The organism is Pseudarthrobacter sulfonivorans (assembly GCF_014712225.1).
In the GTDB taxonomy this organism is placed as follows: domain Bacteria; phylum Actinomycetota; class Actinomycetes; order Actinomycetales; family Micrococcaceae; genus Arthrobacter; species Arthrobacter sulfonivorans.
On sequence record NZ_JACXBW010000029.1, the window covers coordinates 1 to 19,746 of the forward strand.

Genomic DNA, 19,746 nt, shown 5'->3' on the forward strand with positions numbered 1-19,746 from the left:
AGCCGGGTGTGGAGAGTCAGCCTGAGAAGGTGCCGTGGGCCAGTTTCAACCAGAAGCTTCTGCGGTCTTTGGACTGACCCCCAACTCGGTCTTCAGGGTGAAGCGTCGTTTCAGGTCCGACGCGAACTCCGCCACCATGCCCAGGACGTTGAACAGCAACCGGCCTACCGGATCAGTGGGGTCGTATGTCCTGCCGCCAAGGCTGAGCTTCACCTCCTATCCGAAAGCTCGTCCGCAATGTCCCTGGCATCGGGACGCGATCGCGCCAGCCGGTCTGGTTTGGTCACCACGAGCGTGTCACCGTCTCGGTAGGCTGCCATTGCTTCACGAAGTCCTGGGCGCGCGCGATTCGCTCCGGTAAGGCCGTGGTCAACGTAGATCCGCTTCTCGTCAACGCCGAGGGCAAGGCGAGCAGTCCGCTGGGCGGTTCGGTCTTGTTCGTTTGTCGAGACTCGGGGCATAACCTATTTTCACTCCCGTCATGACGATATGGTTGCAGTAATCCCACCAGCTGCGTGCACGTCATCGTACGGTCTTTACGTACCTGGTCGCTGACCAGCCGCTATATTTCATGTGAGTTTCCGAAGTCGTCTGCACCGACCATCGAAAGTCGTCTGCACAGCCGTTGGAGGGCAGGAAAGCCCAGGCAGACACACGCTGGCGGACCGGCTAACGGGGACGAGCGACGGGCGTCGGCGATTTGGGACGGTAGGCGCCACTGGCTTGCTTTCACCTAATCCGGAGCCGCCGGAAGCTGTCGAAGTTCGGGAACAGTCCTGTTACCTTTAGGCATGAATCGAGAAAAGATTCGGCAATCATCAATTGTTCAATTGAGTTCCTTGAGATTGAGCCGCTTTCTCATTGGTATTAGCCTCGTTCTCTCCAGCATCGCATTCTTCGAGCGGGACACATCGCTGAATACCTTGGTAGCTGGCAGCTTTTGCCTGCGCCCTCATCTGCTTCTACCAAGCGACGATTGCATGGCTGGAACTGAAACGTCGTGAGCAAGCGTTCCAAATTGAGCCAACGGGGGCAGTCCGAGCATCACCTGGTTCATGGCGGCTTCTTGTCACGGCCAGAACACTCGTCTGGTGGTTCAAGGCGCTCTTCGGGGAGGGCATCGAACTTCTCCCGTCGTCTCGCAACCGACTTACGGGTATGGATCGGATCAGTGCTGACGCGGAGACATATGCTGCACCTATGGGTGAAGTCATTCAAGTACGACGACACGTCGACCTCGCTGCAACGGAAATTGATGCGCTCCAGAGCCTTTTCGACAGTGAGTACCTGAACGGATTTGGCCAGTGGAACCCTGATGCGCCCTACGGCTATTCGCCTGCAGACACTCACGTCCTGGCGTTCCGCGGAGATGCTTTGGTCGCTCATGTGGGCTTTCAACGTCGCCGGATCGCAGTGGGCACCAATGACGTCATGGTGGCCGGCACGGGAGGTGTCTTAGTCGATGAACGCGAACGCGGTACAGGTCTCGGCAGGCGAGTAATGCGACACGCTCAAAAGGTGATGCGTGATAAACCCTGGGTCGACTTTGGCTTTCTCGGATGTCGAAAGGAAGTCGTCCCGTTTTACGAGTCAGCGGGATGGGTTCAGGTCCATGCCACGGAACGGTGTTTGTCTCGTACAGACCAGAAATCCGTAGTTGTGTCTCAGGGTGGGCCAAACCTCATTTGCTCCGCACAATGCGATGCGAGCGAGTGGCCTGAAGGTGACATAGATCTTCGGGGCACGCCCTGGTGACGTATCTGTCCCAGAGCAGGTTCCACTGGACAACGCGCTGGCAGAGGCTCACTCTTGGATTGACCGCACCAACTGCGCATCGCGCTGACCTCGGGCGGTCGGGTGCCGCCGGTGTCGGGCACCCATGAGACGTCGACTCCGTCGGGTTCGCTTGAACATGGCTCCGTGCCGACTGAAGGACCGACGACATGACGAACAGCAACGCTTACGATCATCACAGGCGACCATCGCGGACTTCGAGGAACGGTGCGCGCCGACGGTGGGCGCTCTGCTTGATCCCGGCACTGACCGCTGCACTCGTTGTACCGGGAGTGTCGAGCGCCGGTGCCTCGAACGCTCGGAACGCGGCGCCGGCGAACACGGACGTCCTCATTGAGTGGAGCACCATCGCCCAATACCACGTCATCCCACTGCGTCCCACTGCTCACGGCCAACTCCGCGGCATGGCGATGGTTCAAGGCGCAGTGTACGACGCAGTGAACGCCATCGACCGCGGGTACCAGCCGTATCTGCTCGACGGCGACTCGGTCGGCGTCGGGCCGGAGGCATCGTTCGATGCGGCGATCTCGACCGCCGCACACCACGTGCTCGTCACTCTGGTCCCGTCGGCCCAAGTAGCTGGCCTCGACGCCGCGTACGAAGCAACGCTCGCGGGCGTCACCGACGGCCCGAACAAGGACGAAGGCTCGCCGCCGGTGAGGCCGCCGCAGCGGCCATGATCCTCGCCCGCACCGACGACGGGTTCATGGCCCCGTTCGAGTTCGACGTCGGACCCGGTCCCGGCGATTGGCGGCCCGTCGCGCCCGGTGCGCTCGATCCGGACGCCTGGGTGGCCAATCTCCAACCGTTCGTCATCGAGAGTCCTGACCAATTCCGCTCGGAAGGTCCCAACCCGCTGAGGAGTGCCGAGTACACAGCGGACTTCAACGAGGTCAAGGAGATCGGTGCTCTCGTGAGTACCACTCGAACCGACGATCAGACCACTGCGGCCATCTTCTGGCAAGCCACGCCGGTGGCACTCTGGAACGGTGTGTTCCGCAGCCTCGCCGTGGAGCACGGACTCGATCTGGCCGACGCGGCTCGGCTCTTCGCGATGACCAACCTCGCCGCCGCTGATGGCGCGGTCGCTTGCTGGAACGACAAGTCGAACTGGAACTTCTGGCGTCCGATGGCGGCGATCCGCGAAGCCGACACCGACGGCAATCCGGAGACGGAAGCCGATCCGACATGGAGACCGCTCTTCGATCCATCGACAGCGACCGTCCCGCCGCTCGGCACACCGCCGTTCCCGGACCACCCGTCCGGTCACGGCTGCGTCAGCGGCGCCGCTCTATGCGGCGCAGGAGTTCTTCGGCACGGACGAGGTCGCCTTCGACGTGAACTCCGGTCGCTTCCCGGGCAAGCCACGGCACTTCGAGGGATTCTCCGCAGCCATACAGGAGATCGTTGATGCTCGCGTCTGGGGCGGCATCCACTTCCGCACCGCCGACGTACAGGGCGCCGAGATCGGCAACGATGTGGCGTTGTGGCTCAGCGGTCACTACTTCCAGCCGGCGCCATGTCAGTAGCGTCCTGCGACTGACCCGATCATTTCCCAACCGATTTGGTTCATTGGCGGTCAGCATCGGTTGAGGTGACCTGAGTCGGACGTCGGTGGCGACCGCTTTGACGTGGGCCATGCGCTCGTCGAGCCCATCGGCGACGCACTCGCCGCTGCATCTCGGCAGACCATGAAAGTGTCGCCGTGCCGGAGGGCTTTGAGACAAGCGGCCAACTGAGGGCGGTCGTCTGTTCCAATAGACAAGCCCTCAGGACTATCGCAGTAATTCGATAATGAAAAGATGGCTATTCTCGGCAGATGAACGAACACTTGGTTTAGGCCGAGGGATACACATTTACGGTCGGCATTAGCCGAACGATGCTTCGGATAGCTGGGCTATGTGCAGTCGTTGCCGGGGCAATCCTTGCCGTCTTGATAAACGCCACGGAGCCGTTCCGCGTCCCTTTGGGAATTGCCCTTGGAGTCCTCGCGATCACCCTGCTAATCGCCTACGCCGTCACCAGCTCATCACGGGCACATGAGTAGAGGCCAGCGCCGACTAAACGCATCAGGGAGCGCCAAGTGATGTTCGGCAAAATAACGGGTAAGAAGTCCCTGGCGGCGGAACTTACCCTCCTTGCAGAACTCCATAGAAGTGGCGCGCTTTCTGACGAGGAATTTAGCGCTGCCAAGGACAGCATCCTTGGCAGCAGATCGCCCAGGAGTGCGCGCTCCCTGCGACGTATGAGAGGCGCAGGAAGCGACGTCAGACGGCTGGCGCGTGTGGGGTGCGGTCCCTTCGGATGACGACCGCGAGCAGGACTACCAATGAAACCGCGCTGAGGATATACAGAACCTTGCCCCAGGGCGCGTAATCCCCGCCGGATATTCCAAAGGCATCAGCAAGTCCCATGCCAGCTGGAAAGGAGGCCATCCAATGTGACGGCGCTGCTAGCACCAGCAGCAATAGGTCGAGGGCTGCAACGGCTTTTCCTGAGATGGAACGCCTCAGTCCGGCAATCAGTACTACTGCCGCCAAGGCAGTTCCAGTGGCTGCCCATATTAGAACCGCCGGCGCGGCAAATGATTCATTCGGCCCATCCATAACTGCCTGGATTTCGGCCAGCGTGGCGCCTGGAACAGCAGCCAGTGGATTCCACACTAGAACCTGTAAAGCACCGGCAATTGCGTAGCCCGCTATGAGCAGCAATCCCGCTACTCCTACCCATGTAGCCGAGCGCTGTCCATCATTTCCCCAATGCCCCATATCCGCAGCCTAGCGTCAACGTCCTTACTCCGTGATCTGAAAAAGACCGGGACGGAAATTCACGCTAGGGGTTCCCATCCAACTCAGTGCCACGAGATCCCTGGGTGGACAGAAGCTCGCGCTGATCCGCCGTCGGGCACTCAGCGCCTGGTCTCGTACCTGGTCAGGATCACACCGCCGGGGAACGTCCGGTTCTCCACCAGGTCCAGGTGCACCCAGTTGTCCAGGGCTGTGAAGAACGGAGTGCCGCCGCCCACCAGGACCGGATGGGTGACGATCGCGTACCCGTCGATCAGTCCGGCCCGCATGGCCGCCGCGGCGAGTGTGGCACCACCGATGTCCATGGAGCCGTCGTCGTCGGCCTTGAGCCGGGTGATCTCGGTGACGGCGTCGCCGGTGACCAGGCGGGTGTTCCAATCGACCGTTCCAATCGACCGTGCTGGTCGTCGAGGAGAACACCATCTTCGGCATGGCCCGCCAGCGGCGGGCGAACTCGATCTGCGCCGGTGTGGCGCCAGGCTGCTGGTCGGCGGTCGGCCAGTGGGAGCTCATCGTCTCCCACAGTTTGCGCCCGTACAGCGCTAGGCCCGTTGCCCCCACCCGGTCGGACCACCATTGGAACAGCTCGTCGCTCGGTACGCTCCAGCCGAGATCGTCGCCAGGCGCGGCGATGTAGCCGTCCAGGCTCAGGTTCATGGCGAAGGTCAGGTTGCGCATGGCGTCAGTCTCCCTTGAGTCGGTATTCGTTGTACAGTCCAGCGCGGAAAATCATCGGTCGCGCCACACTGAGGGCCGGTTGACCACCACGCCAAGCAGATGCTCCATACGGAAAGGATCCTCTTGCAGGCCGCTACCAGGTCGGAGACCGACGCGGCGAAGTGTGCCGACCATGCGCACAACACGGCAGCTGAGCATCACACCTCCGAACGAGATGGCCGACGCCCTACGCCAGCGCGTGAGCTCTGGCGCATACGCGAGCGAAAGCGAAGTGATCCGAGACGGGCTGCGCACCTTGTTCGCTCGGGACCAGGTCCTCGAGTCTTGGCTTCGCGAGGAGGTTGTCAGTGCCTAGGACGCACTCGTGGCAGATCCCTCCGCTGTGGTGAGTGTCGATGAAGTACGTGCACGGCTTTCGGCGAAGCATGACATTCGGCGGTGACTCACTACCGGCTTGTGTTCCGGCCGGAAGCACTGCAACAGCTTGAGGAGCTTTACGATTTCATTGCCGATGCCGGGTCTCCGGCCAACGCGGCAGGCTTTGCTGAATCGATCGTAGCGTTCTGTGAGGGTCTCACCGATTTTCCTTACCGTGGTTTGGCAAGGGAAGACCTCCGCCCCGGGGCAAAGGGCGATCGGCCATAGAAAGCGCGTCGTGATCGCCTACGCCATCCTGAATGAGACCGCGGCAATAGTCGGCATTTCTACGGCGGCCGCGACCACGAGCGGTTGCTCCGCGAACCGCACCAGGACCGGTGACTCCAGCTCGCCGCTCTGGGCAAGCGGCTGAGCCATCGCACGCACTGCGCCAGCAATTCCCCTACCGGATCCCGCCGAGGGTTGGTTTCATGATTGGCCTGCGCGCCGTCGGCGGGTTAGTCCATTCTGGCTCTAGCAACATGCACGAGGCGGCGAGAGAAGTAGACAATGGCGGAGACGCTCACTACTGCCATAATCCAAGCCGGCCATGCCGAGCACTGGGCCACTACTGCAGGTGCTCACGGCGCCAGACTCGGTTGTGTAGTCGATACACTCGCCTCGTTGGTACCCGAAGAACGGGACGATCACGATGATCACGAGCAGGATCGTCACGGCCCAAGGCCATCATCCCGGTGATGGAATCCCGGCGCTACCTCCATGCAGTCACCATACCGACGGAGCCGCCGAATATCTGCCCCTTGAAGGTTCCTTGGGTGGACCGGGCTTGCAGCCAGGCGTTTCCGAGGTCTGCAACAGGAATCCGCGCCCCGCAGCATCGAATCAGGGCTGCGGTATCACGAAGTGAGCGACGACTGTCAGGACCAGGAGTACAGGCACGGCGAGGACGACACCTCGGGACATACCTCCCAGCCAGGTGCTCGCCCGGGACGGCCGAAGCAAAATCCCGATGATGACAATGATGAGCAGTGCCACGAGGATGCCCGCACAAATCAGCGATGCGCGAAAGGGTAGCAAATGCGGAGGGCACATCGCCGGAAAACCGGTCGCACATCCCCAACCAGGCAGGACTGGCTGCGCTATCCATAGGGCTAGCAAGCCCAGGAGGACGACGCAAGCAGCGTCTACAGGAGAGCGCGTGGAGCCGGGTGTCTGAATGGGCATGTTGCCAGACTATCGATAGCACCCCCCGTTGCACGGTGATGACGCTACGGGCTGCTGGGTGTATCGGTAGCCCGTAGAGGGTGGGTTCCCCTATCGCATTCCCGAGGGCTGCTCGGCTGTCCGTGCGAGGAATCGACCAGAGCGGCCGAAATCACGTACTAAAAATATGATCCCGATTAAGAGGAGAAGTATCACGCATACAAAGAACCAGGCAAAGGGATCCCGTCCGGCAGTGTTAAGGGCTTGGGGAATGAATACCAAGGGGTAGAACGGCATTATCAACAGCTGCGTTGCTAGGGCCTTTCTCATCTGCACAGCCGCTCCCCGGGTTACCGTGAGATGTTCCGGAACGACTGTTGCCCTTCCTGCTATCTGGCGGCGAACATGCTTTCGTTCCTCGCTTGTTAGCGACAGGGTCACGTCGACGTTTCCATAGTCGGCTGCCTGTACGACTTTCTTCGAGTTAAAAATCAGACCCCCGATCATGGCGCCTACTCCTGCCAGCATCACGCCAAACGGTAAGTAGGATGGCCAGTCTCCCAAAGAACTGCCAAATGCCAGGACCGCCACCACGGAGCCAATCATGACCAGGACGATCACGCCGCCTGGCAAGAATCGCGTGTAGTAGACCTTCACCGCTTCGCCCAGGCCGTGGTCTGCCAACCCGTGAGCCCTCTTGGTGGCTTGAGCCCAGCGTTCGTTGGACTCGCCCATGAGATCCTCGATTCCGCTCATCTTTCCTCCTGGAACCTGCCGAGAACGGCTTCCACCGGCCTTGTGCTGATCCTGCTTGGTGCCGTCCCCTTTTGCAATAGACGGGCCCGACGACGGTTTCCCCAAGCGGAGCGCGTGAGTGCCGTTAGGGTTGCTGAATGGAGCGGCTTGCGGGCCCTTCTACGGGCTGCCCTTTCGGTACGATTTCAGCGTGCACGGGGGCCCTTTGCTGCTAACGAACCTGATGCGCGGCCGTTGCCCTGCGCTAGACGTGGGCAGAGGAGCGCGGAAGATTCACCCGTTCCCGCGGGACGAAAACGTCGTTGAATATCAGAGAAGACGAAAGCGCTCTGTCCGAAACTACGGAATAACCATCGTCGCGATAGGGGCGGCCTTTGCCCTTTTTTATTTCGTATTCGGGGGACGATGACTGCGTCCTTCCTGTCTGATGACGGGCGCGACCAGGGTTGCTCATTGAGCTTTTGAGTAAGCTCGGGCCATGCTGCCAGTTCGGGGAGGGGCCAATATTACGAATCGTCGGTGGGTCCTCGCCATAGGCCTTCTTACACTTGCATTGGCAAGCTGCGCACAGATCCCCAAGGATGTAAACATAGCAACTGGCAGCACCGACCGCTGGCTAGTTGGCGTTTCCGGCCCGAGAAGCGGCGGCATCGACGGATGCCTAGAAGACCCGATCATCGAGGAGGCAATCGGAAGTGCAAATCTGCCTTCCACGCACCTGGGCATTAAACTTCGAGAATCGGCGAAAGAAGAAGACGCCAGACGGATTGCAGACTGTCTTCAGCGGGGCTTGAAGAGTGGAGATGTATCCATCGTTAGCCCAAAAACTGACCCAGCACTCCAAGTTTTCAGCCTTTAGTCCCGCTAAAGGTTGGGTGAATAGGCCAGTCAGTGGGGCTGATTCGATGGAGTCAGCCCCACTGACAGGTTCTCTCGAACTGCTCTCACTCGTCCTTCTCAGCCTCCGCATGACTCTCAAGTGAGGGGGGCGGCCCGCCCGTCTGCTCCGGCACGTCGCTTCGGGCTTGACCGTCCTGAACGAAAGTAATCCTAATTTGGCTTCCCCACTCAAGGACCGACCCTGCGGAAGGATCTTGGGAGGTCACCCAGAACAGCCCCGGCCACGTACGCGAACGGAGCCCCGGCCCGTCAGGGTCCCCGGCTGCGAGACCAAACCCAATGTTCGCCGCCATCTCTTGTGCAATATGCACAGGCTGTCCAACAAGATCGGGAACAGTCAGCGTCTGACGTTCAACCATCTCTGCATCTCCTTGGAGCCTGAACAGCTGGAACGGTAAAACCAAACCTTCTCGCCACCAGAATATCGCCGGTGGCTCAGCCGGGCTCTCACCGGACCCCGTTAAAACATGGGTCCCAATGAGACTGCGACTTACCGCCAAACTGGGCTCAAATCAGATTGATGTTCTCAGGCTGGTCTGGATGGCCGACTGCTTAGCTGTGCTCGTTGGGGCCGGCTGCCTTGTCCTAACTTGAGATGGCACTGCTCGTAATGACCACGACCGTCCCGCAGAGGGTTGCCCAAAGGGCGGTTGATAAGGCCTTCGATTTTAGCCAGCCTGCGGTGGAGCGCAGTAGTACCTGAGGCAACCCGCGAGTTCTTCGTCTCCGCACGGCAGCAGCAAGGATTCCAGCGAGAAGACACTGAGAGTAATGGAGTGTCCGCACGGTAATCGCGGCGCAGTTCAAAGCTCCGCGGCGGCGAGCCCGATCCAAGACACGCCTGGACGGGCCAGTGTTCGACTACGGCGTTCCCGACGCCGACGGGTATACGCGTCGGCGGGTTTCCCGTCAGGAGTCCCTGGTACCTTTCACCGTGGACGGCTAAGGATGTTGGACCGGCGTTGTAATGTGATGGCGTGATCGTCCCCAATGTTTCCCAGAACGCCGTGGCAGTCGCGGATCACTACGACGAGCTCGATCCGATTTATCGGCGGGTGTGGGGTGAGCATGTCCATCACGGGCTCTGGTCGACGGGTCGCGAGACGCCCGCCGAGGCCGTGGAGGCGCTAGTCGACACGGTCGGCGATCGGTTGCGCCTTATGCCCGGCGAGGCCTGCGTCGACATCGGCTGCGGCTATGGCTCCACCGCAAGGCAGCTCGCAGTGACACGCAGGGTCCGCGTTACCGGGTTGACGCTTTCCGCTGAGCAGGCCCACTACGCCGCCGCGCGTCCCGTACCAGACGTGGACATCCATCTCCGCGACTGGCTTGTCAACGGGCTGACCGATGCCTCGGCCACTGCCGCATGGGCGATCGAGTCGAGCGAGCACATGGTCGACAAGCCCAGGTTCTTCGCTGAGGCGCATCGCGTGCTGTCGCCCGGAGGCCGCTTCGTCGTCTGCGCTTGGCTCGCCGAGACTGATGCTAGCGGTTGGAAGGTTCGCCACCTGCTCGAGCCGATCTGCCGCGAAGGGCGCCTGCCCTCGATGGGTACGCGCGAGGAGTATGAGGCGATGGCAATGGCGGCGGGCTTTGCGGTCGTTGGCTATGAGGATGCCAGCCGCCGCGTCGCGCGCACATGGACGATCTGCGCCCGTCGACTTGTGAAGGCGCTGCTCGTCGATCGCGAGACCCGTCGCCTCGCCCTTGGCGCACGCAATCGCATCTTCGTCCTGAGCATCCCCCGCCTGATCCTCGCCTACCGCAGCGGTGCGATGCGCTATGGGATATTCACGCTGTCGAAGGCGAGGGAGAACGACGCGCCACGCGAACCCGGCAAATAAAGGCGGGGTAATACTTGACCGCGGCAAGCTGTGAATGCAGCTGTAATACGATCGGGCGTGCACCATCGCTCAAGACGGGACCGTCGCCCCACACGTCGACGAAAGGGGAGACTCATGACAGCGAGTTCGATCATCGAGTACATCGACCGGTACGACGGCGATATACGGCAGCGGCTGCTGACCGTGTACGAACTGATCCGGTCGGCCGTGCCCGATGAAGCGGTGGAATCGATCAGTTGGCGTATGCCGACCTTCAAACTCGGCACCGAGCCGTTGTTCTTCTTCACCGGAACAAAGCGCCATATCGGGTTCTATCCGACTTCAGACGCGATCGCACATTTCTCGACAGAGCTGGCCGCATATGGAACCACCGAGCACGCTATCCAGCTGCGCCATGATGCCCCGCTCCCGACAGAGCTCATCCGCGAGATAATCGCGTGGCGGCTACAACAGCTGCCTTCAGACAGGGTTTGAGTCCGTCGCCTCGGCACACCGCACCGTTCCGCCGCCGGCTTAGCTGAGTGGCTCGTCCCACACACGAACCGCAGATGCTTCTAATGCTTCCGCCTCAGTTGATACCGCAAGAGGACGTTGGAGGATCCGCTGAACTGTTCGATGTCAAGAAGAGCGAGGGCCGCTGGTCTCATGAAGACCGATATGCCCTCGGCCAGTGCGTCAGGACCGACCATAAGGTGGATTTCGTCAACCAGCCCCGGATCAAGCATGCTGTTCCATAGGTTCCTGCTCGCGAAAATCAGGATGTCGCCCTCGCCTTCCCGCCGGCGGGCGCGTATCCATTCCGGCAGCTCCCAGCCAGGGATAACGGAAGTCGTACTCCGCCACGCGTTCCCGGCCGGTACCGTGAATGTGTCCGAAACTACCACTTTGGGCAGGGTGTTGTAGGCTCTGCTGACGCGGCGGTTTTCCTCGCTGACCGCACGGTTCCCGGGGTCTTCAGGGGCAGTGGCAATTCCAGGCCAGTAGGAGCTGAAGCCCTCGAAGGATTTACGGCCGAGGAGCACTATGTCCGCTGTCTCGATCCGGGTGCAGTTGTATTTGTCGAAAGCTTCGTCCATGTTCAGAACGAGCGGGTTACCGTCAGAGGCAGCATAGAAGCCATCCACGGACACCATGTTGGAGACGACGACCCTGCGCATGATGGAATCATTCCAGACGCCTTCCCGACAGGCCAGACTGGACTGCGACTTCAGGATTATTTGGAAGTCCGCACCTGCTGCGCTCAGCGGCAGGCAGCCGCGATCTCCGCGGTCCACTTCAAGGCCGCACCGTATAAGGGCAGCCCAGCACCGAGTAGCGGCCTTCGAACTGGTTCGCCTGGTGGTGCCTAGCTCGCGCCGTGCCGCTGAGCACCTGATCACGTTCCTTCGGCTCCGTATCGCTGAGCTGCAACGCACCGCCCCGCCCAAGAACGTCGCCAACGGCAGCGACTGAGGTTACTTCACCGCATCTTGCCAACACCCGGCACAGACGTGGCTTGTTTCATCCACGCAGCTATCTGGAGTTCGTCGACGTCGTCAATGGATTCGAGCTGCACACCCCGCGTTGACCTGCCCATGCCCACCGGTGTCACCGGCGGTACAGGCTCGAGCGCGTCACCATTCACAAACATGAGCTTCACATGGCCAGCAAAACCGCCGCAGCTGAAGCACCACCCGTCACCGACGCCGTAGTAGGACATGCCCCACTTCACGGCGCGCCGAAGATCAGGCAGGGTCCTTGCCGCCAGTGCATCCACGGTCTCTGCGATGCCGCGCTGCGGCTGAGGCAGGCTGGCAATATACGCGAAGACCGGCTCGTTGCCGACTGCCGCTTTCGCTAGGCTTGCCCTGCCGGTCATGGCCTCGGGCAGCGTGGTGCCGGCGTTGACTTGTGCTGCGCTGCCCGCGGCCGTCGGATTTTGGGCTTCCTTCATACCGGTCTCCATGCTGGTCGTGGAATTGATAATTTGCCGTTGGGCTTGATGACCACGCCAACATTCCGACCCCCTTGGATCTTCTTCTGGCGTTGGTCCAACGATCGTTGGACTCCGCCATGAGTTCATCAAGCCCGCTCATCGTCTTCGTCTTCCCAAGGATGCACCAATCCAGACAGGGCACGGGCAGAACCTATGCCAAATGCCGCTGTCCAGATGATCGAATCCTGAACTATTCATACCTGTTAGGCAATGGTCAACGACAATTCCTCGGAACGATCCGGGCGAGGGAGCTCTTTGTCATGAAAGGCCGTTTCAACAGCCGCGGGATCGACAACTCGCAGCCGCGTGTCCCCTCGAGGGCTAAGATTCCGTGGCTCGGGTCACGGCGTGTCTTTAGGCTCTCGCTGTGCGGTGACCACATCAAGGATCTTGTGCAGGGATGCCGGAGTTGCTGCTACTTCGATGTCCGCATTGGCCGTGGTGAGCTTGATTGATCGAAAGCCCGGTTCACCTATGTATTTCGAATCTTGACGTCCGAGCTTTTGAGGTTCCTGGGTCGCAGCCAAGACCGTGAATGAAGTTGGGCGTCCCGTTGGCTCCAGCGTGTCATAAACAGCGGGCTGAAACTCTACTTTCCCCGGGGCAAGAGTCGCGATGCCCCGATTCCAAATTCCGCTAAGCGAACCGGGCAGGGAGTTTGGATACCGTATGTAGGCCAAAACTTGTCCACGCGCCTCCAGTTCGGATGCCGTTCTACGCAGCCTCCGTGACGTGAAATATGCGGAGCAGCCCATGATGACCACCCAGAACAGTGAACTAAAGAAAGCATCTAGCAGCGGACGTCCAAAACTCACTAACGCCGCAGTCCCTGCTACCCATACAACGAGAATTACCCATGCCTGGAAGACCTCGGGGTGATCGCCGATCCAGCGTCTCATGAAGGCCATGGTAGCCGCAGTTTCCCGGACATTCCCGGCGACAACTCAGCTGAGGTTTGGGCCACGCGCATGACGGCGAAGAGGGGTTCAGCAAACTGAAGCCCCCCGGACTGATGCAGCAACTTCGCGCAATGTGTCGTTAGCGTTCTTCCTCAGCTTGGTAGAGATTTTCGATGATCCTCTCGGCGTGCGTTGTACCGACCTTTGGATACATGGTCCGGAGTTCCTTAACGGCAGCCTCATGTCCCTGATTGACGTGCATGGCACGCAGCCAGATGATCTGCACGCCGGACAGGCGGGGTCCTGCCTTGGAAATTTGATGCTGTTCCACAATGCGCCAGATGCTCACCGCCCCCTGGGCGAGTGCGAGCATGATAATCAGGGGCGTCAAAGCATCCACCCGCAGCGGAGAAGTAAAGTACATCCCCGTAAACAGAAACGAGACCAGCAGGGTGCCCACACCGAAATCCTGCGATCGCACCCAGTCCAGAAAGCCTACCGAGCCCAACGGCGGAACCTCAGAGAGCAGAGCCGTCCCGGCCGGCCTCACGGTAATTGCCATCGAACCTAGAAACAGGACCAGTGACCAAAACGGGGGTCTGGCAGGATCCCGGATTTCGGGCACGGCTAGGAAGAGTGACCCGATGACGGCCGCAGGCAGGATCGCCAGAATGGCATCCGCCGCCTGAGGCCGCATCAGGACACTCGGCGTTGATCTGCGGTCCCAGAACAGTATGATTCCACCTTGGATAAAGGCCATTGCAGCGAACCCCGCAGTGAACGCCGCCGCTCTGACGCTTTCCTGCTCATCCAAAAGCATCGCGGCTCGCCACAGGCCCAAGCTCGCGGCAACCACTACCACCCCACCAACCATGACGGACACCCGCTTCGCGTTACGGACTACCCGCATGAACGCCGTTCCTCCCCCTAAGGCAGTACCCCCGCATACTGCTTAGCTGCATCCTAGACCCGACACAGACGCTCGCTGTGCAAACGATGTACTTGGCTGCTGCAGCACGGATTAGGTGCTGCTCGGTCCTTCTCTTCTCTCAACGTCCTCCGCCGCCCCAGGGTCCTCGCCCCCAGAAGATACAACCGCCCAGCCAATCGCGCGCGGGACCACGCCTGAGCCACCGGCTGTAACCTCGGAGGCGTTTCCCTGGACACCATCTGAAAGGACGCGGCCCGTGATCCAGACAGAGCACCCCACTATCAACGCATGGAACCACGTTGTCGACCTGGCCGTGGACCCGCCTCCACCCGAAGATCCCATCAAGGGGCTCCAGACGGCGCGTCGCGGCGGGATTCCGCCGCCCTTCAGGGTGCCTTTGGTCTACACCGGAATATCCGCAGGACCTATCCACCTGACGGTTCAGGTCCTTGACCGCGAGCCGGACACGGTCGCCCCCGGCTGGGAGGACGTGGCGGAGGTGTCCTTGGTCCTCCCTGAGGGCAATGTGTACTTCAGCCAGCCCACCGGGTTCAGACACGCACGAGCTCGGATCCCTGTCCTCGGCAGAGGCGGGCAGTTGCCGTGCCAGGCTGCACGCGGCCGGCAGGGACACGGACTACGACAACGTCGTGGACGAGTCGAAGGAACGCCACCTGGTGCAGCTCTGGAAGGCGCTGCCTGCAGACACGACAGCGCTGGCCAACGCCTCGGCGGCCGGGAAGAGTCTGCCGCGCTTCGTGGCCATGTGGCAAAGGGGCCTCTGAGGAGCCCAGCGCTCCGTTCCGTGCCGGACCGGCCGGCCGGCCGCGTCGAGGGAGCGTCGCGATTCCGGGGATCCCTTGCATCCTCGGCCAAGCACTGTGGGAGACCCTGACAGCCGGGGCTTGGTCGATCGGATCTCTGCCGCTACTGGAGCTATTCGGCTCGCCTCGGTAACGTGCAACACATGGCCATCAAATTTGAGAACGTCGGCATCGCCGTTCGCGACCTCGAAGCAACAATCTCGTTTTTCACCGACCTCGGTCTCACAGTCGTCGGCCGTGACACGGTCAGCGGCGAGTGGACCGACACTGCCGTCGGTCTCGACGGCAACCACGCCAACATAGCGATGCTCCAAACGCCAGACGGTCACGGTCGACTTGAGCTCTTCGAATACATCCACCCCAAAGCGATCGAATCGAACCCAACTCGTCCCAACGAGATTGGCATGCACCGCGTCGCGTTCTCAGTCGACGACATCGACAAAGCCTTGGAGATAGCCGCGAGGCACGGCTGCCGTCCACTTCGGGGCGTGGCGACCTACAAGGACGTCTACAAGCTCACCTACGTCCGCGGTCCCAGCGGCATCATCGTGATGCTCGCCGAGGAACTCAAGAAAAACTGAGGGCCGGGTCGGCGCAGTTCAGCGTGTGTTGCTGGCCTCAGGGCTTCGGCCTGCCTGCTGGTCCGCCGCCTTGCGGGACGGGCTGCGGGCGAGCCTTACCGGGAAATCGGGCACCACCGGCTACTGCCTAGGGTGTGTACCTCCGGGTCGTGAACTGGATCTGGATGCGGTTCATTTCGGCCCGTGGAAGCACAGCGGTCACGATCCCGCCGTCCGGTGGTTCTGTTCCGATGCCGTAGACGAAGGGGTTTGTGTCGACGTCTACGGCGGGCATCTCCAGCCCATCGACGAAGACAGCGCCATGGCCATTGATCATCAGGTCGGTCACGGTGGGCGCGTGCTTGTCCCAGGGGCGACCGTCCACGGGACAGGACTACCGGGCCGGGCGTCGAGTGAAGACCAGGTGGAGGACTCCGGATGGAGAAGGGGTCGCTTCGATGTCAAAGCGTTGTTCGAGTCCTTCGAGTCCGTCCCAGAGGCGTTCGCCCCGGCCCAGGACGATCGGTACGACGGCGATGTGCATGTGGTCGATCAGATCCGCGTCGAGGAACTGTCGAACCGTGCTGACCCCGCCACCGATCCGGACGTCGAGGTCGCCGGCCAGGGCGCGAGCCCGCTGGAGCGCGGAGGCGGGGTCGGCGTCAACGAAATGGAAGGTTGTTCCGCCTTCCATCTCCAGTACCGGCCGAGGATGGTGTGTCAGGACAACCACGGGGGTGTGGAAGACAGGGTTATCGCCCCACCATCCCTTCCATTCCTCGTCCTCCCAGGGACCGCGTTGAGGGCCGAATTTGTTGCGCCCCATTATCTCGGCGCCGATCCCGGGACCCCACTGGCTGGCGAACGCCTCGTCGATGCCGAAGGATGCCTCCGATTCCCCGTGGAGGCCCATCGCGCGGAAGGTCCGCGTCCCGATAGCCCACTCCATGAGCCGTGAGCCTGCGTGACCGAACGGCGCGTCCAGTTGCTGGCCCTCGCCGGCGCCGAAGCCGTCGAGGGAGACCGAGAAGTTATGCACGCGGACGAGGGACATGTCATCTCCTGAAGTGCTAGTCGGTTCGCATCACTTTATGGTGATCGAACCAGCGACTCAAGACCGGCGAGGAAAGACCGCGTAGCGGCTGCCCCATCAGTGCGGCGCTCAAGGTCCTCGGCGCCGCCGGCCCCTCGTCGGAGCTGCCTTAGCCGAGGACGGCCCATCCCCGCGGCGGCACGAGGGCGGTGTCCGCGCCGGCGTCGACGGTCGCCTGTCCTGCGACGACGGCGGTGGCGCCCGCCACGCTGATCCGCTGGGTGTCGTGCGAGAGGTTCAGTGCGACAACGAGGGCATCGGCGTCAACCGCGATGCGGTATGAAAGCACCTCGTTGGAGAGCTGGAGGACGTCCGTGGTCGCCCTGTGGAGCCATGGGTTCCGCCGCCGCACCCCGATGAGTTCCTGGTGCATGGCGAAGATGGGTCTTCCCACGGTTGAGAGCTGGTCGGGGGAGGACGGGAAGAGTGGCCTCACGTCGTCGTCGCCCCCTGCCCTGTCCTCCTTGACGCCCCGGTAGCCCTGCTCGTCGCCGTAGTAAATGGACGGCGTTCCGCCGACCGTGAGCAGGACGACGACGGCGTGCGGCACGAGCGCTGGATCGGTGAGCTTGCTCGCGATGCGGGTGACGTCGTGGTTGCCGATGAAGGTGAGCGGTGCGTAGGAGCCCAGGAGCGCATTGTGCCGTTCAAATGCGGCCGCGAGTTCGAAGAAGTTCGCATCGTTGAGCGAACTCCAGACAGCCTTCCAGAGCTCGTATTGCGTGGCGGAATCAAGTCCGCCGGACCGGACCTCCACCGCATAGTCGCCGTGGATGTACTCGCCCACGAAGTACGCGTTCGGATGGGATGACCGGACGCGCGCGGTGACCGGGGCCCAGAACGACGACGGGACCGCATAGGCGGCGTCGAGTCGCCAGCCGTCCGCGCCCCGGCGCAGCCAGTGCTCCATGACCTCTACGACGAAATCGGCGACGGCCGGCTCGTTATGGTTGAGCGCCACGAGGTGGTGGTGGCCCTCGAAGTCGCGGTAGCCGGGTTCGACGCCGGGAGCGGCGCCGTCGGGCCACTCGAGCGAGAACCAGGAGGCGGAGTCCGCCTCCGGCCCGTGTGCGAGGACGTCCTGGAAGGGCGCGAAGGAGCGCCCGGTGTGGTTGAAGACGCCGTCGAGCAGTATGCGCAGTCCGCGGCGGTGTGCCTCGGCCACCAGGGTGTCGAAGTCCTGCTCGGATCCGAGCCGGGGATCGATCCGGAAGTAATCCGTGGTGTCATACCCGTGCGTTTCCGACGCGAAGATGGGGCCAAGGGCGAGCCCTGACGCCCCGAGTTCCACGGCGTAGTCGAGCCACGGGACAAGGTCCAGCAACCGGTGGTCAGCTGCGGGTTCCGGCGTCGCGGTCTTCTCCGCGCCGACGAAGCCCAGGGGATAGACCTGCCACCAGATGGCGTGCTGGACCCAGCCAGGTTCGTTCATGGCGATGATGCCCTTCCGTCCGTTCCCGGCCCGCCCGGGAAAGGCGAAGGGTTGGCCCGGGCGGGGCCAGCGTTCCTTCCAGCCTATATCGACCAGGAGGCGGCCGCCGGTGGTGAAGTGCTGGACTTCAACAGGCTCGAGGAACGCACCCTTTCCCACCCGGAACATCTCTCGTCGATGTCACGGTCGATGGCGGGCCGCGCCATTCAATTTCCGGCAGCGAGCACGTTCAATCCTCGGCGAGCGTCATCCATGAGAGTTCAGGTCGAGTGCATAGTGCACTATTTCGTACTCAACTCCGTTCCGCAAGACCGTCGCAGGGCTCCCTGCGACCTTGCCAAAGCCCGACCGCTCCAAGACTCGCTGCGATCCATTATCGGCGAGTGTGTCGTCGCCGTGATGGTCTGTTACCCTCGCTCGCGCAAAAGCGCACACTAAGAAGCGATCTCCCGCTGATTGTTCGTCCAGGAGTTCCTGGTGGCGCGCCTGGAACCGTGAGAAGTACTCGTCCCCGCGGTCCGGGACCCCCTCGGCGAAACATTCGCGATTGTCTCGTTCGAAGGTGAGCAGTTCCGAACTGACTCCGATGCTCAATGGTTTTATCGTCGTCGTGGATTCGAAGGCATGCGGCGTGACGGCAGGCTATCCGCCCACCTTTGGGCCCATCCGTCCACCCGCACGGGCACTGACGTTGACCAGGCCTGCACTCGTCGCCCCGCGATAGAGGACTTTTGGATGCAGGCGTCCATAGGTCACGGACGAGCTGTGGGGGGCGCCCCTTGCACACGGCGGTAGACCAGCGGAGTGGGGGACAGGCGAGAGCCGAACCAGAAAGTAGTTGATGTACTCCAGCGTGCGCAGGACCATACCGCCATCACGATAATGCGGTGCCGATATGATCCGGCCACCAAACGAGGACCCCGACCAGGCCTGCAGCCAGGAGAAAGGTATCGCCTGACCGAAAGGCACGGTGTAAGCATGCGGTGGTGGCGCGCATCGGCCTCAGCGCAACCCACGTTCGCGCCAGAAGCCGGCGGGCACCAGCCTGCACCAGGATGACGAGCAGGGGAGTCCGCGCCGCCCAAAGAGCGAGATCAAAGGGTGAATCCTCCATCCTCGGCATCACGATCACGACCACGATCACGATCACGACGGCGACAGCTGCAGATACGGCAGCCGCTACAAGTTCACCTGCTCCGAGTTCCAGATGCTTGCCTCGGCGCTGTGGCGCCTTTCATCTCTTACTCTGCCCCTGTCCGCCGTTCCGTGCTGGCAATCTATGCAGACGCAGTGGCTGCTTCTGCGGGAGGAGCCGGCCTGACGTTCGGATAAGGCGGTCGAAGTGGCTCAACGGGGCATCCGGCTGACACCGCGTTGAGGTCTATGTCTATCTGCGCTTTTTGATGCTGGGAGGCGTGTATCTGGGCCGATTTGCGGTGGGGGTTGGGTGGGTGTATTGTTTTCTAAGTCGCCGCGAGGGGAACAGCGAGTAGCTGGTTACCGCGGGCGGCCAAACCCCCAAATTCAAGACCATATTCTGGTAGTTCTTTAGAGCGCCTCAGAACGGGTTGAGATGGTGTTTTCCTTCGGTACGGATCCTGAAAGATGGATTTGCGTCGGGGCGGGAAACCGGGTAAGTTTGAAAAGTTGCTCCGGAGCGATCCACGGCTGT

General features: G+C 61.7%; 19 protein-coding genes and 2 pseudogenes. 9 read left to right on the forward strand and 12 right to left on the reverse strand.

Features of this window, described 5'->3' with window-relative positions; genetic code table 11:
* Positions 1-96 precede the first annotated feature (96 nt).
* Positions 97-483 (reverse strand): annotated as a pseudogene (locus tag IAQ70_RS22025) (recombinase family protein); the annotation flags it as partial.
* A gap of 717 nt (positions 484-1,200) precedes the next feature.
* Here IAQ70_RS22025 and IAQ70_RS22030 point away from each other — a divergent pair.
* From IAQ70_RS22030 to IAQ70_RS23425, 4 genes are all read left to right on the forward strand, one after another.
* Entirely contained in the window at positions 1,201-1,755 is a 555-nt protein-coding gene (locus IAQ70_RS22030) for a GNAT family N-acetyltransferase (protein ID WP_190992090.1), read from the forward strand.
* 272 nt (positions 1,756-2,027) lie between these two features.
* Positions 2,028-2,474 carry a hypothetical protein gene (locus IAQ70_RS22035; RefSeq protein ID WP_190992091.1) on the forward strand — a complete coding sequence of 149 codons (447 nt, stop codon included), beginning with the start codon at positions 2,028-2,030 and terminating at the stop codon, positions 2,472-2,474.
* Entirely contained in the window at positions 2,471-3,205 is a 735-nt protein-coding gene (locus IAQ70_RS22040) for a vanadium-dependent haloperoxidase (protein ID WP_190992092.1), read from the forward strand. The genes IAQ70_RS22035 and IAQ70_RS22040 overlap by 4 nt, the downstream gene beginning before the upstream one ends.
* A 675-nt stretch (positions 3,206-3,880) precedes the next feature.
* Positions 3,881-4,102 carry an SHOCT domain-containing protein gene (locus tag IAQ70_RS23425; protein ID WP_223860549.1) on the forward strand — a complete coding sequence of 74 codons (222 nt, stop codon included), beginning with the start codon at positions 3,881-3,883 and terminating at the stop codon, positions 4,100-4,102.
* Here IAQ70_RS23425 and IAQ70_RS22050 read toward each other — a convergent pair.
* Together IAQ70_RS22050 and IAQ70_RS22055 are read right to left on the reverse strand one after the other, a co-directional pair.
* Positions 4,062-4,505 carry a hypothetical protein gene (locus tag IAQ70_RS22050; RefSeq protein WP_223860547.1) on the reverse strand — a complete coding sequence of 148 codons (444 nt, stop codon included), beginning with the start codon at positions 4,503-4,505 and terminating at the stop codon, positions 4,062-4,064. The two genes, IAQ70_RS23425 and IAQ70_RS22050, sit on opposite strands and share 41 nt — an antisense overlap.
* Before the next feature lie 197 nt (positions 4,506-4,702).
* Positions 4,703-5,279, reverse strand: a pseudogene (locus IAQ70_RS22055) (dihydrofolate reductase family protein).
* A 456-nt stretch (positions 5,280-5,735) separates the two neighbouring features.
* On the opposite strand from IAQ70_RS22055, the gene IAQ70_RS23430 reads away from it, so the two are divergent.
* The gene (locus tag IAQ70_RS23430; protein ID WP_407682614.1) at positions 5,736-5,924 is read left to right on the forward strand and encodes a type II toxin-antitoxin system RelE/ParE family toxin; all 189 of its coding nucleotides are present in this window, start codon (positions 5,736-5,738) and stop codon (positions 5,922-5,924) included.
* A gap of 1,047 nt (positions 5,925-6,971) precedes the next feature.
* Here the strand turns inward: IAQ70_RS23430 and IAQ70_RS22065 are convergent.
* Complete coding sequence (locus tag IAQ70_RS22065) at positions 6,972-7,616, reverse strand: hypothetical protein (protein ID WP_190992094.1); 645 nt, start codon at positions 7,614-7,616, stop codon at positions 6,972-6,974.
* A 944-nt stretch (positions 7,617-8,560) separates the two neighbouring features.
* Complete coding sequence (locus IAQ70_RS22070) at positions 8,561-8,875, reverse strand: PASTA domain-containing protein (RefSeq protein WP_190992095.1); 315 nt, start codon at positions 8,873-8,875, stop codon at positions 8,561-8,563.
* A 618-nt stretch (positions 8,876-9,493) separates the two neighbouring features.
* Here IAQ70_RS22070 and IAQ70_RS22075 point away from each other — a divergent pair.
* Both IAQ70_RS22075 and IAQ70_RS22080 read left to right on the forward strand, forming a co-directional pair.
* On the forward strand, positions 9,494-10,360 hold the full coding sequence (locus IAQ70_RS22075) for a class I SAM-dependent methyltransferase (protein WP_190992096.1): 867 nt from the start codon (positions 9,494-9,496) through the stop codon (positions 10,358-10,360).
* Positions 10,361-10,474: 114 nt separating this feature from the next.
* The gene (locus IAQ70_RS22080; protein WP_190992097.1) at positions 10,475-10,834 is read left to right on the forward strand and encodes an iron chaperone; all 360 of its coding nucleotides are present in this window, start codon (positions 10,475-10,477) and stop codon (positions 10,832-10,834) included.
* An 80-nt stretch (positions 10,835-10,914) separates the two neighbouring features.
* Here the strand turns inward: IAQ70_RS22080 and IAQ70_RS22085 are convergent, their stop codons facing one another.
* From IAQ70_RS22085 to IAQ70_RS22100, 4 genes are all read right to left on the reverse strand, one after another.
* The gene (locus tag IAQ70_RS22085) at positions 10,915-11,517 is read right to left on the reverse strand and encodes a dihydrofolate reductase family protein (protein ID WP_190992098.1); all 603 of its coding nucleotides are present in this window, start codon (positions 11,515-11,517) and stop codon (positions 10,915-10,917) included.
* Positions 11,518-11,819: 302 nt separating this feature from the next.
* Positions 11,820-12,293: a DUF1801 domain-containing protein gene (locus IAQ70_RS22090; protein ID WP_223860548.1), complete on the reverse strand. Its 474-nt coding sequence runs from the start codon at positions 12,291-12,293 to the stop codon at positions 11,820-11,822.
* Positions 12,294-12,676: 383 nt separating this feature from the next.
* On the reverse strand, positions 12,677-13,234 hold the full coding sequence (locus tag IAQ70_RS22095; RefSeq protein ID WP_190992099.1) for a hypothetical protein: 558 nt from the start codon (positions 13,232-13,234) through the stop codon (positions 12,677-12,679).
* Positions 13,235-13,373: 139 nt separating this feature from the next.
* Positions 13,374-14,144: a hypothetical protein gene (locus IAQ70_RS22100; RefSeq protein WP_190992100.1), complete on the reverse strand. Its 771-nt coding sequence runs from the start codon at positions 14,142-14,144 to the stop codon at positions 13,374-13,376.
* Positions 14,145-14,689: 545 nt separating this feature from the next.
* Between IAQ70_RS22100 and IAQ70_RS22105 the strand changes: the two genes are divergently transcribed.
* Both IAQ70_RS22105 and IAQ70_RS22110 read left to right on the forward strand, forming a co-directional pair.
* A complete protein-coding gene (locus IAQ70_RS22105; RefSeq protein ID WP_190992101.1) occupies positions 14,690-14,950 on the forward strand; it encodes a hypothetical protein in 261 nt (86 codons plus the stop codon).
* A gap of 182 nt (positions 14,951-15,132) precedes the next feature.
* Positions 15,133-15,570 carry a VOC family protein gene (locus IAQ70_RS22110; RefSeq protein WP_190992102.1) on the forward strand — a complete coding sequence of 146 codons (438 nt, stop codon included), beginning with the start codon at positions 15,133-15,135 and terminating at the stop codon, positions 15,568-15,570.
* Positions 15,571-15,697: 127 nt separating this feature from the next.
* Here IAQ70_RS22110 and IAQ70_RS22115 read toward each other — a convergent pair whose 3' ends face one another.
* The 3 genes from IAQ70_RS22115 to IAQ70_RS22125 form a co-directional block, all read right to left on the reverse strand.
* Positions 15,698-15,934: a hypothetical protein gene (locus tag IAQ70_RS22115; RefSeq protein WP_190992103.1), complete on the reverse strand. Its 237-nt coding sequence runs from the start codon at positions 15,932-15,934 to the stop codon at positions 15,698-15,700.
* A 9-nt stretch (positions 15,935-15,943) separates the two neighbouring features.
* Positions 15,944-16,603, reverse strand: coding sequence for a dihydrofolate reductase family protein (locus tag IAQ70_RS22120; RefSeq protein ID WP_190992104.1), 660 nt, complete (start codon positions 16,601-16,603; stop codon positions 15,944-15,946).
* 148 nt (positions 16,604-16,751) lie between these two features.
* Positions 16,752-18,074 (reverse strand): alpha-amylase family glycosyl hydrolase, encoded by a 1,323-nt coding sequence (locus IAQ70_RS22125; protein ID WP_190992107.1) that lies wholly within the window; start codon positions 18,072-18,074, stop codon positions 16,752-16,754.
* Between the last annotated feature and the right edge of the window lie 1,672 nt (positions 18,075-19,746).

Bases quoted from the DNA above. Each gene is read 5' to 3' on its own strand.
- IAQ70_RS22095 (WP_190992099.1), bottom strand. From the start codon at position 13,234: ATGAGACGCTGGATCGGCGATCACCCCGAGGTCTTCCAGGCATGGGTA.
- IAQ70_RS22030 (WP_190992090.1), top strand. From the start codon at position 1,201: ATGGGTGAAGTCATTCAAGTACGACGACACGTCGACCTCGCTGCAACG.
- IAQ70_RS22110 (WP_190992102.1), top strand. From the start codon at position 15,133: ATGGCCATCAAATTTGAGAACGTCGGCATCGCCGTTCGCGACCTCGAA.
- IAQ70_RS22080 (WP_190992097.1), top strand. From the start codon at position 10,475: ATGACAGCGAGTTCGATCATCGAGTACATCGACCGGTACGACGGCGAT.
- IAQ70_RS22065 (WP_190992094.1), bottom strand. From the start codon at position 7,616: ATGAGCGGAATCGAGGATCTCATGGGCGAGTCCAACGAACGCTGGGCT.
- IAQ70_RS22100 (WP_190992100.1), bottom strand. From the start codon at position 14,144: ATGCGGGTAGTCCGTAACGCGAAGCGGGTGTCCGTCATGGTTGGTGGG.
- IAQ70_RS22120 (WP_190992104.1), bottom strand. From the start codon at position 16,603: ATGTCCCTCGTCCGCGTGCATAACTTCTCGGTCTCCCTCGACGGCTTC.
- IAQ70_RS23425 (WP_223860549.1), top strand. From the start codon at position 3,881: ATGTTCGGCAAAATAACGGGTAAGAAGTCCCTGGCGGCGGAACTTACC.
- IAQ70_RS22125 (WP_190992107.1), bottom strand. From the start codon at position 18,074: ATGAACGAACCTGGCTGGGTCCAGCACGCCATCTGGTGGCAGGTCTAT.
- IAQ70_RS22105 (WP_190992101.1), top strand. From the start codon at position 14,690: ATGTGTACTTCAGCCAGCCCACCGGGTTCAGACACGCACGAGCTCGGA.
- IAQ70_RS22090 (WP_223860548.1), bottom strand. From the start codon at position 12,293: ATGAAGGAAGCCCAAAATCCGACGGCCGCGGGCAGCGCAGCACAAGTC.
- IAQ70_RS22070 (WP_190992095.1), bottom strand. From the start codon at position 8,875: ATGGTTGAACGTCAGACGCTGACTGTTCCCGATCTTGTTGGACAGCCT.
- IAQ70_RS22085 (WP_190992098.1), bottom strand. From the start codon at position 11,517: ATGCGCAGGGTCGTCGTCTCCAACATGGTGTCCGTGGATGGCTTCTAT.
- IAQ70_RS22040 (WP_190992092.1), top strand. From the start codon at position 2,471: ATGATCCTCGCCCGCACCGACGACGGGTTCATGGCCCCGTTCGAGTTC.